The sequence below is a fragment of the Hydrogenophaga sp. GW456-12-10-14-TSB4 genome (assembly GCF_059424305.1).
The window spans coordinates 1-9,187 of sequence record NZ_JBWKZH010000113.1 but is presented as its reverse complement, the minus strand read 5'-3'; the positions used below and the strand labels follow the sequence as shown (position 1 = coordinate 9,187).

The following is a 9,187-nucleotide window of genomic DNA, read 5'->3' as shown; positions in this document are numbered from 1 at the left end:
GGGGTAAAGGAGGAGGCGGCACCAGCCGCCGGGGGACACCCGCGGAGCAGAGCGCCCGGGTGGTCGATCCCGCGAGGTGCAGGAGAGAAACTTAAAACTCGGCGTCCAACTCGTCGATATCGTCGGGCTCGGCCTCCGCAGCCGCCACCCACTCCTTCATGGCCGGCAAATCCATGATCGTGTCGCAATACGCCACACAGGAAGGGCTGATCGCCACCTCGTAGGTGATGAAGCGTGTCACCACCGGCGCGAACATCGCATCCGCCATGCAGGGCTTGTCGCCGAACAGGTAAGGCCCGCCATAGGTTTCCAGACACTCGTTCCAGATCGCCTCGATGCGATCGATGTCCGTCTGCGCGCGCGACCACAGCTTGAAATTCGGAAACGAGGCCTTGATGTTCATCGGCAACGACGAACGCATCGCCGAAAACCCCGAATGCATCTCGCCGCAGATCGCGCGGCAATGCGCCCTCGCCGCCCGATCCGCCGGCAACAGCCCCGCCTTCGGCTTGACCTCGTTCAGGTACTCCCCGATCGCCAGCGTGTCCCACACATGAATGCCGTCGTGCTCCAGCGCCGGCACCCGCATCGAGGCCGACAGCAACAGCATCTCCGCCTTCATCGCCGGATCGTCCGGCGAAATCACGTTCTCCGTGAACTCCAGCTTCGCCATGCGCGCCATCAACCAGCCGCGCAAGGCCCAGGCACCGTAGTTCTTGCTGCTGATCGTGAGTACCGCTTTGGCCATGGACATGCTCCTCTTGGGGGCATCCTCTGAGCAAGGGCTGTGCCATCGCTGTGCACCCACCACGCACCGCGCCGGTGCAAGTCTCCGCTGGCCCGCAACTTGCCTGCGATGCGACACGTTGTCCCAGGAAAGAAACCATGCTGTATCAGGCCTACCAACTCCAGTCCGACCTGATCTCGCCCCTGCGCCTCACCGCGCAGCACCTGAGCGCCGCGCTCTGGCTGCGCGAAACCGAAGGCAGCGTCATGCGCAAACTGGCCGCCGCCTGCGACGTGATCTCGCGCCTGCGCCTGACCCACACGCGACCGCCCTACCAGATCCACAGCGTGACCGTGGGTGAACACGAGTACCCGGTTACCGAAGAAACCGTGCTCACCCTACCCTTCGGCACCCTGCTGCGCTTTCGCAAGGAAGGCGCCGAGCCCCAGCCCAAGGTGCTGCTGGTGGCGCCCCTCTCGGGCCACTTCGCCACCCTGCTGCGCGAGACCGCGCGCACCCTGCTGCAGGACCACGACGTCTACATCACCGACTGGCACAACGCGCGCGACGTCTCCCTGCGCCACGGCGCCTTCTCGCTGGACGACTACATCAGCTACATGATCCGCTTCACCGAGGCCGTGGGCCCGGGCAGCCACATGCTGGCGGTCTGCCAGCCCTGCGTGGCCGCGCTCGCCGCCACGGCCATCATGGCCGAGGACGACAACCCCGCCCAGCCGCGCAGCCTCACGCTGATGGCCGGCCCGGTGGATTGCCGCGTCAACCCCACCGAGGTCAACAAGCTCGCCACCAGCAAGCCCATCGACTGGTTCGAGAAAAACCTGATCAGCCACGTGCCGTTCCCGCACGCCGGCATGATGCGCCGCGTCTACCCCGGCTTCGTGCAGCTCACCGCCTTCATGAGCATGAACCCGGACCGGCACAAGCAGTCCTTCCGCCACATCTACGACCATCTGGCGGCCGGCCGCACCGAAGAGGCCGGCGTGATCCAGGCGTTCTACGAGGAGTACCTCGCGGTCAACGACCTGCCGGCCGAGTTCTACCTGGAGACGGTGGAGAAGGTGTTCCAGACCTACGACCTGCCGCGCGGCGTGCTGACCTGGCACGGCCGCCCGGTGAACCCGGCGGCCATCCGCCGCACCGCCCTGATGACGGTGGAGGGCGAGCGCGACGACATCTGCTCGGTGGGCCAGACCGTGGCCGCGCAGGACCTGTGCCGCAGCGTACGCCCCTACATGAAAACGCACCACGTGCAGACCGGCGTGGGCCACTACGGCGTGTTCAGCGGGCGCAAATGGAACCAGCAGATCTACCCCCGCGTGCGCGACATGATCCACGCCAGCGAAGGCTGAGCCGCTCAGGGAAAGAACAGCAGCAAGCCGAAAACGGCAAACAGCACCAGGTGCATGTAGCCCTGCAGCGACGACGTGCGCTGGCCGTTGAACGTGAGCATGCACAAGACCACGGTGGCCACGAACAGTGCCGTGTCCAGGTGGGACACGCCCATGATCACCTGCTTGCCGTTCAAAAGACCGATGGCCAGCACCGCGGGCACCGTCAGCCCTACCGTGGAGACGAAGGCCCCCAGGCACAGGTTGATGGCCCGCTGCATTTCGTTGGCCATCGCCGCACGCACCGCCGTGAGGGACTCAGGGGTGAAGACGATCAGCGCGATGAGCACACCGCCGACCGCCACGGGCGCCCCCGCCGCCGCAATGCCGTAGTCCAGCACGACGGCCAGGTGGTGCCCCAGCAGGACGATCGGCACGATCATCGCCAGCAACAGCAGCGCGTGGACCCAGATGGCAGGACCGCCGGCGGCGCCCGGCCCGTCCGCGCGGGCCGGCTCCCGGGACACCCGTTCCATGCGGCGCACCACCATCGCCCCGGGCGGCGGCTGCACGAAGAGGCGTTTGTGCGAACCGATCTGTTTGCAGAGGAACACGCCGTACAGCACAGCGGTCAGGGCCCCGATGCCGATGGCCTGCCCGCTGCTGTATTCGCCCGCCGAGCCGGTGAACTTGGGCAGCACCAGCGCCACCGTGGTCAACACCGCAATCATCGACAGGTAGGCCGTGGCGCCCTGCGCGTTGAACTCCTGCTCGCCATGCCGGGCGGCACCCGCGACCAGGCACAGCCCCATCACGAGGTTGAGGATGATCATGAGGACGGCAAAGATCGAGTCGCGCCCGATCGTGGGCGCCTCGCCCGGCCCCAGCAGCACCGAGGCGATCAGGATCACCTCGACGGACACGATGGACAGCGTGAGGATGAGCGTGCCGTAGGGCTCGCCCAGCCGGTGCGCGAGGACGTCCGCTTCATGCACGACACCGAACGAAGCCGCCACGATGGTGGCCAGCAGCACGGCAAAGGCCAGGCCGGCCACGCCGGGTGTCAGTGGCGCGGCCAGCCAGGAGGCACCGTACCGGGCGAACAGGCCGACAACGGCCCAGGCCACCAGCAGCAGGGCCCAGGTGGCCAGGGGAATCTGTCGGGGAAGATGGCGTTGAACGCGGCGCGAGAAGAAGTTGGCCATGGCACCCACTTTCACAAGCAGTGCGGGGTCGTCCCTCGCGGTGGAACCGTCGATCCCGGGGCCGTCCCCGGGCAGCCTCGCGCCTTGCGCGCGGGCCGTGGCATTGTAGCCCCGGACAGCAAAACGCCCCGGCTCGCGGGGCGTCTGGCAGGGGGCCCGGCCGGGCTCAGGGGAAGTTCGGCTCGTTCTTGCTCGACTCTTCCTCGGGCCAGTCGCGGATGTAGGCCTTGAGCATCTTGTTCTCGAAGTTCTGGCTGTCGACCACGGCCTTGGCCACGTCGTAGAAGCTGATCACGCCCATGAGCATCTTGTTGTCCATCACCGGCATGTAGCGGGTGTGGCGCTCCAGCATCATGGGGCGCACCTGCTCCAGCTCGGTCTGCGGCGTGCAGGTCATGGGGTGGTCGTCCATCACGGTGCGCACGGTGCGCCCGCCCAGCGAGCCGCCGTTCTTGGCCAGCGTGTGGATGACTTCGCGGAAGGTCAACATGCCGACCAGGTCGCCGTGTTCGATCACGGCCAGCGAACCGATGTCGAACTGCGACATGGTTTCGATCGCGCGCTCCAGCGTTTCCTGGGGTTGGACGGTGTACAGCGTGCCTCCCTTGACGCGCAGGATATCGCTGACTTTCATGGCTGTGCTCCTCAATTCTGGTGTGTCCCCCATGGGGCAGGGGTGCTGACAATATAGCCCACAATACAAATCAAAACCACTGCGCGCGCCTCAGGCCGCCGCAACGGCAAGCACCACCTGGAGACCCTATGTCCGGCTACGCTGACCCCGGCTTCGACACCCTCGCCCTGCACGCAGGCGCCGCCCCCGACCCCACCACCGGCGCGCGCGCCGTGCCCATCCACCTCACGACCTCGTTCGTCTTCGAGTCCAGCGACCACGCCGCCGCCCTGTTCAACCTGGAGCGCGCGGGCCACGTGTACAGCCGCATCAGCAACCCGACCAACGCCGTCTTCGAGCAGCGCATGGCCGCGCTGGAGGGCGGCATCGGCGCCATCGCCACCGCCAGCGGCCAGGCCGCCCTGCACCTGGCCGTGGCCACGCTGATGGGCGCGGGCTCGCACATCGTGGCCAGCACCGCCCTGTACGGTGGCAGCCAGAACCTGCTGCACTACACGATGCGCCGTTTCGGCATCGAGACCACCTTCGTCAAACCGGGCGACATCGACGGCTGGCGCGCCGCCGTGCGGCCCAACACCAAGCTGTTCTTCGGCGAGACCGTGGGCAACCCGGGCCTGGACGTGCTGGACATTCCCACCGTCTCGCAGATCGCGCACGAGGCCGGCGCGCCCTTGCTGGTGGACTCGACCCTTACAACGCCCTACCTCGTCAAGCCCTTCGAGCTCGGCGCCGACATCGTCTACCACTCGGCCACCAAGTTTCTGAGCGGCCACGGCACCGTCATCGGCGGCGTGGTGGTCGATGCCGGCAGTTTCGACTGGGAGAAGTCGGGCAAATTCCCCGAACTCACCGAGGCCTACGAAGGCTTTCACAACATGGTGTTCAGCGAGGAGAGCACGGTGGGCGCCTTCCTGCTGCGCGCGCGCCGCGAGGGCCTGCGCGACTTCGGCGCCTGCATGAGCCCGCACAGCGCCTGGCTGATCCTGCAGGGCATCGAGACGCTGTCGCTGCGCATGGACCGCCACATGGGCAACACCGAAAAAGTGGTGCAATTCCTCGCCAGCCACCCGCTGGTGGGCCGCGTGGGCCACCCGCTGCTGGAGAGCCACCCCAGCCATGCCCTGGCCGAAAAGCTGTTGCGCTTCGGCGCGAAGGGCGCGGGCTCGGTGTTCAGCTTCGACATCAAGGGCAGCCGCGCCCAGGGCAAGGCCTTCATCGAAGCGCTCAAGATCTTCAGCCACCTGGCCAACGTGGGCGACTGCCGCTCGCTGGTGATCCACCCGGCCAGCACCACGCACTTCCGCATGAGCGACGAGGCGCTGGCGGCCGGTGGCATCGGCCCCGGCACGATCCGCCTGTCCATCGGCCTGGAAGACCCGGACGACCTGATCGACGATTTGAAGCGCGCGCTCAAGGCCGCAGAAAAGGCAGGGGCCTGACCATGTACCTGCAAGTCAATGGCGCGAGCACCTACTGCTACACCGGCGGCAAGCCCTTCGATGCCGCCAAGCCCACCGTGGTGTTCCTCCACGGCGTGATCAACGACCACAGCGTCTGGATCCTGCAGAGCCGCTACCTGGCCCACCACGGCTGGAACGTGCTCGCGGTGGACCTGCCCGGCCACTGCAAGAGCGAGGGCGAGGCCCCCGCCTCGGTGGAAGACGCCGCCGGCTTCGTGGCCGCCCTGCTCGACGCCGCCGGCGTGCAGAAGGCCGCTCTGGTGGGCCACAGCTGGGGCTCGCTGATCGCACTCGAATCGGCCGCGCGCCTTCAGGCGCGTGTGAGCCACCTGGTGCTGGTGGGCACGGCCTACCCCATGAAGGTCTCGCCCGCGCTGATCGAAGCCTCGCTCAACGAGCCGGAGAAGGCGCTCACCATGGTGAACGTGTTCAGCCGCAGCACCCTGGCCGCACCGCCCTCGGCGCTCGGCCCGGGCACCTGGGTCTATGGGTCGAGCATGGCGCTGGGCCGGCGCGTGCTGCGCAGCAACGCCCAGGTCAACGTGTTCCACCGTGGCTTCGTGGCCTGCGACCGCTACGCCGGCGGTGAGGCCGCCATCGCGCAGATCACCTGCCCGGTGCTCTTCGTGCTCGGCGGGCTGGACCAGATGACCAACCCCAAGGCCGCCCAGATGCTGGTGCAGGCCGCGCGCACGGCCGGCAAGGCGGTGAGCATCGCCACGCTGCCGGTGGGTCACCACCAGATGACCGAGACGCCCGACGCCACGCTGTTCGCGATCCGCGATTTCCTGAACCGCTGAAGCGCCGCCCCTCGGGCGGCTACTTCACGCACTGCAGCTGGCCGGTGTCCCTGCTGCCGCCGGGCGGCACGCTCATCACGCAGGACATGCCGCCGCAGACGCAGTGCACCAGGCGGGTACCGCCCGACACCACGGACGTCGGCGCCGAGCACTGGCAGGCCGGCGCTTCCATGATGTTCTTGGTCTGGGCCGAGGCGGGGCGCAGCGGCAGCGCCGCGAGCAGGGCAACGGCCAGCAGGAAGAGAAGCATCGCAGCGATCAGCACGCCGCGCAGGGGACGCTGGAACATGGCAACTCCTCAGGTGAACAAGGGCGCGACTCATGCTACGCCGCCCTCTCGCGATTGCAAGCCCATTTCGTCCATGCTTTTGCGCTGCCACAATGCGCGGACCATGCCGACCCCGATCACACCGCCCATGACCGCTGCGCGCGCGCAGGAGATCGCCGACCAGTTCGACCTGCGCGCCCTGCCCGCCGACTTCCTGGCCAACCCCTACCCGGTCTACGCCGCGCTGCGCGAGCGCCAGCCGGTGCGCCGCATGCCCGACGGCTCGGTGTTCCTCACACGCTGCGCCGATCTGGTGGCGGTGTACCGCGACGCGCACGCCTTCAGCTCCGACAAGCACGTGGAGTTCGCGCCCAAGTACGGCGCGGATTCGGCCCTGTTCGAGCACCACACCACCAGCCTGGTGTTCAACGACCCGCCGCTGCACACGCGCGTGCGCCGGCTCATCATGGGCGCGCTCACGCGCCGCGCCATCGCCGAAATGGAGCCGGGCCTGACGGCGCTGGTGGACCAGCTGCTCGACGAGCTGGACGCGCGCGGCGGCGGCGACCTGATCGAGGACTTCGCTTCGGCCATCCCGGTGGAGATCATCGGCAACCTGCTCGACGTGCCGCACGAAGACCGCGGCCCGCTGCGAGCCTGGTCGCTCGCCATCCTGGGCGCGCTGGAGCCCACGCTCACGCCGCAGCAGCACGCCAGCGGCAACCAGGCCGTGACCGAGATGACCGCCTACCTGCGCACCCTGGTGGCCGCGCGCCGCCAGCGCCCCGGCGACCCGGAGCGCGACGTGCTCACGCGGCTGATCCAGGGCGAGGCCAACGGCGAGCAGCTCAGCGAGGTGGAGCTGCTGCAGAACTGCATCTTCCTGCTCAACGCCGGCCATGAAACCACCACCAACCTGATCGGCAACGGCCTGGTCTCGCTGCAGGAGTTTCCCGAGGCCCGTGCGGGCCTGCTGCGCGAGCTGCAGGCCACGGCGGGCGATGCCGGCGCCGAGGAAGCGGTGCTCAGCCGCGCGGTCGACGAATTCCTGCGCTTCGAGTCGTCCAACCAGTTGGGCAACCGGCGCGCCCTGCAGGACACCCAGGTCGGCGGTGTGGACTTGCCGGCCGGCACGCTGGTGACGCTGTGCATCGGCGCGGCCAACCGCGATCCGGCGCAGTTCGCCGACCCCGAGGTGCTGAATCTGGCGCGCGAAGGCAACAAGCACCTGGCCTTCGGCTTCGGCATCCACCAGTGCGCGGGCCTGAGCCTGGCGCGGCTGGAGGGGCGCATCGCCATCGGCCGCTTCCTGCGGCGCTTCCCAGGCTATCGGCTCACCGAAGCGCCCATGCGCGGCGGGCGGGCGCGGTTCCGCGGCTTTCTGCGCGCCCCCTTCACCACCACCTGAACGCGGCCTTTTAGCCCGAGGCGACCGACGGTTCGCCCACCGTCTCGCGCGCGCCGCCGGGCAGGGCCGGCGTGGCCGAGACGGCCTGCGCGACCGAGAGGTCCATCCAGCGGCTCTCGGACCAGAAGCGCGCGGTGTGCGGCTGGTGGGCGAGCAGCAGCCGTTCCACCAGCGGCGCCACCGGCGTCATGGCGAGGTCGGTCAGCAGCACATAGCGCTCGCCGTCCTCATCGAGCCGGCCCAGCCAGTCCAGCTTGACCATCACGGCCACTGGTTCTTCGAGCTGCAGGGCGTCCACCCGCAGCACCTGGGCCAGGGCCTCCAGGCTCAGGCCTTTGGGCACGGTGTCGCGCGCCAGTTGCAGTTGCGCCAGCACCTCCAGCGCCAGCTGGAAGCTCCAGCCCGGGGTGTCGCTGCGCCGCGCAATGCCCGAGAGAAGGCTGGGCAGGTAGGCGGCCACCACCGCCCCCAGCAGCACGATCACCCAGGCCACGTAGAACCACACCAGCAGGATGGGCACGGTGGCAAAGGTGCCGTAGACCACCGAGTAGGTCGGCACCTGGGCCAGGTACCAGGCCAACACCTTCTTTGCCAGCTCCAGCCCCACGCCCACGAACACGGCGCCCGACAGCGCATGGCTCCAGCGCACCCGGGTGTTGGGCACGTAGCGGTAGAGCGCGGCCAGCCCGCCGGTGAGCAGCACGAACTGGGAGGCATCGAGCAGGAAGCGCACGCCCCCGGGCAGGCCCGAGACCACGCCGCGCGAGGCGGTGACGGCGTAGGAGGTGGCCGCCAGGCTGCCGGCCAGCAGCAGCGGACCCAGGGTGAGCACCGCCCAGTACACCAGCACGCGCTGGGTCAGCGAGCGCGTCTGGCGCACGCGCCAGATGTCGTTGAGCTTGCGGTCGATCGTCAGGATGAGGGCCAGCGCGGTCACCAGCAGCACCAGCGCCCCGGCCCAGCCCATCTGCCCGGCCTTGTTGGCGAACTGGTTGAGGTAGCTGAACACCTGCTTGGCGATGTCGGGCGGCACCAGGCTTTGAACCAGCCAGCGCTGCAGGGTGAGCTGCAGGCGGTCGAACATCGGGAAGGCGCTGAAGATCGCCAGCGCGACGGTGAACAGCGGCACCAGCGAGATGGTGGTGGTGAAGGTCAGCGAGCTGGCGGTGACGCCCAGGCGGTCCTCGCGGAAGCGCTCGCGCAGCGTCAGCGCCGTGTTGCGCCACGGAAAATTCAGGGCGTCGCGCCACAGGGCGCGCGCCAGGGTTTCAAGGGCCCGCAGGCGCTCTTTCAGGGTCATCCCGGTATCATGCCACCTGCCCTCCCGCCCCCGCTT

The 9,187-nt window shown here is 68.5% G+C and carries 9 protein-coding genes; 4 read left to right on the top strand and 5 right to left on the bottom strand.

Annotated elements, in window-relative coordinates; all coding sequences use genetic code 11:
• Positions 1 to 91: 91 nt before the first annotated feature.
• On the bottom strand, positions 92 to 748 hold the full coding sequence (locus tag AC07ZS_RS28915) for a glutathione S-transferase (protein WP_494801887.1): 657 nt from the start codon (positions 746 to 748) through the stop codon (positions 92 to 94).
• Positions 749 to 885: 137 nt separating this feature from the next.
• Here AC07ZS_RS28915 and AC07ZS_RS28910 point away from each other — a divergent pair, with 137 nt between their 5' ends.
• Entirely contained in the window at positions 886 to 2,097 is a 1,212-nt protein-coding gene (locus AC07ZS_RS28910) for a polyhydroxyalkanoate depolymerase (protein WP_494801886.1), read from the top strand.
• Between the two features lie 5 nt (positions 2,098 to 2,102).
• Here the strand turns inward: AC07ZS_RS28910 and AC07ZS_RS28905 are convergent, their stop codons facing one another.
• Positions 2,103 to 3,281, bottom strand: coding sequence for a calcium:cation antiporter (locus AC07ZS_RS28905; protein ID WP_494801885.1), 1,179 nt, complete (start codon positions 3,279 to 3,281; stop codon positions 2,103 to 2,105).
• A 166-nt stretch (positions 3,282 to 3,447) separates the two neighbouring features.
• Positions 3,448 to 3,915, bottom strand: a complete 468-nt coding sequence (locus tag AC07ZS_RS28900; protein ID WP_291114768.1) for a CBS domain-containing protein — start codon at positions 3,913 to 3,915, stop codon at positions 3,448 to 3,450.
• Between the two features lie 128 nt (positions 3,916 to 4,043).
• Between AC07ZS_RS28900 and AC07ZS_RS28895 the strand changes: the two genes are divergently transcribed.
• The gene (locus AC07ZS_RS28895; RefSeq protein ID WP_382159031.1) at positions 4,044 to 5,354 is read left to right on the top strand and encodes an O-acetylhomoserine aminocarboxypropyltransferase; all 1,311 of its coding nucleotides are present in this window, start codon (positions 4,044 to 4,046) and stop codon (positions 5,352 to 5,354) included.
• Between the two features lie 2 nt (positions 5,355 to 5,356).
• Positions 5,357 to 6,175, top strand: coding sequence for an alpha/beta fold hydrolase (locus AC07ZS_RS28890; RefSeq protein ID WP_494801884.1), 819 nt, complete (start codon positions 5,357 to 5,359; stop codon positions 6,173 to 6,175).
• A gap of 19 nt (positions 6,176 to 6,194) precedes the next feature.
• Here AC07ZS_RS28890 and AC07ZS_RS28885 read toward each other — a convergent pair whose 3' ends face one another.
• Positions 6,195 to 6,464, bottom strand: a complete 270-nt coding sequence (locus AC07ZS_RS28885) for a hypothetical protein (RefSeq protein ID WP_494801883.1) — start codon at positions 6,462 to 6,464, stop codon at positions 6,195 to 6,197.
• A 127-nt stretch (positions 6,465 to 6,591) separates the two neighbouring features.
• On the opposite strand from AC07ZS_RS28885, the gene AC07ZS_RS28880 reads away from it, so the two are divergent.
• Entirely contained in the window at positions 6,592 to 7,851 is a 1,260-nt protein-coding gene (locus tag AC07ZS_RS28880) for a cytochrome P450 (protein ID WP_494801882.1), read from the top strand.
• A 10-nt stretch (positions 7,852 to 7,861) separates the two neighbouring features.
• On the opposite strand, the gene AC07ZS_RS28875 is transcribed toward AC07ZS_RS28880, so the two are convergent.
• Entirely contained in the window at positions 7,862 to 9,151 is a 1,290-nt protein-coding gene (locus AC07ZS_RS28875; protein ID WP_494801881.1) for a YihY family inner membrane protein, read from the bottom strand.
• Positions 9,152 to 9,187 lie beyond the last annotated feature (36 nt).

Coding starts and splice junctions, on each gene's coding strand:
- AC07ZS_RS28905 (WP_494801885.1), bottom strand. CDS start 3,281: ATGGCCAACTTCTTCTCGCGCCGCGTTCAACGCCATCTTCCCCGACAG.
- AC07ZS_RS28900 (WP_291114768.1), bottom strand. CDS start 3,915: ATGAAAGTCAGCGATATCCTGCGCGTCAAGGGAGGCACGCTGTACACC.
- AC07ZS_RS28885 (WP_494801883.1), bottom strand. CDS start 6,464: ATGTTCCAGCGTCCCCTGCGCGGCGTGCTGATCGCTGCGATGCTTCTC.
- AC07ZS_RS28915 (WP_494801887.1), bottom strand. CDS start 748: ATGGCCAAAGCGGTACTCACGATCAGCAGCAAGAACTACGGTGCCTGG.
- AC07ZS_RS28875 (WP_494801881.1), bottom strand. CDS start 9,151: ATGACCCTGAAAGAGCGCCTGCGGGCCCTTGAAACCCTGGCGCGCGCC.
- AC07ZS_RS28895 (WP_382159031.1), top strand. CDS start 4,044: ATGTCCGGCTACGCTGACCCCGGCTTCGACACCCTCGCCCTGCACGCA.
- AC07ZS_RS28880 (WP_494801882.1), top strand. CDS start 6,592: ATGACCGCTGCGCGCGCGCAGGAGATCGCCGACCAGTTCGACCTGCGC.
- AC07ZS_RS28890 (WP_494801884.1), top strand. CDS start 5,357: ATGTACCTGCAAGTCAATGGCGCGAGCACCTACTGCTACACCGGCGGC.
- AC07ZS_RS28910 (WP_494801886.1), top strand. CDS start 886: ATGCTGTATCAGGCCTACCAACTCCAGTCCGACCTGATCTCGCCCCTG.